Source organism: Treponema sp. R8-4-B8, assembly GCF_054786175.1.
Genome location: NZ_BDHE01000257.1, coordinates 1 through 591, shown reverse-complemented (window position 1 = coordinate 591; position 591 = coordinate 1). Strand labels below are relative to the sequence as shown.

Here is a 591-nt window from a genome sequence, read left to right as displayed (position 1 = left end):
TAGCTCATGTCTCATATTGGCAAGGAAAGCTGACTTGGCTTTGGAAGCGGCAAGGACTTCTTCTTCCATTTCTTTGCGCCGGGTAATGTCGCGAATAATGGCGATTAACCCTACGACGACGCCGTTCTGCCAAATCGGGGCTTTAACCGTTTCAAAAACACATTCTTTTCCGGTAAAAGCGGAGCGGACATTTTCTTCAAGGAGTTGTAGTTGATTATTTTCTATAACAGTCTTTTCTATATTACGAATCTTTTCCGCCTGGTCTGGAAGCAGCCATGCGCCGTCCGCGTCTGTTTTATCCAGAAGATACTCCTCATTAACTCCCATAAATTCTTCAAAATACCTGTTGCACTGCGTGTATTTAAAATTCGTGTCCTTGCAAAACATGAGATCTGGAATTGAATCAATTACCGTTTTAAGTTTTGATGTCTCAAGCGCGAGGGCGCCTGTCCTCTGGCTTACCAGTTTTTCCAACTGCTTGCCAACGCTGCGGCTTCTTATAAAAAGAACTGACACAAGGACAAGCACTAAGAAAAATAAAACTGAAGCTCCTACTAACCAGGGGCGCTGAGCCGCGGCCAATTTATTACG

1 protein-coding gene is annotated in these 591 nt (G+C 44.3%); it reads right to left on the bottom strand.

What is annotated here, in order from left to right; genetic code table 11:
- The coding region (locus ACYVRA_RS08260; protein WP_461252251.1) for a PAS domain S-box protein at window positions 1–591 on the bottom strand (591 nt) is incomplete at both ends.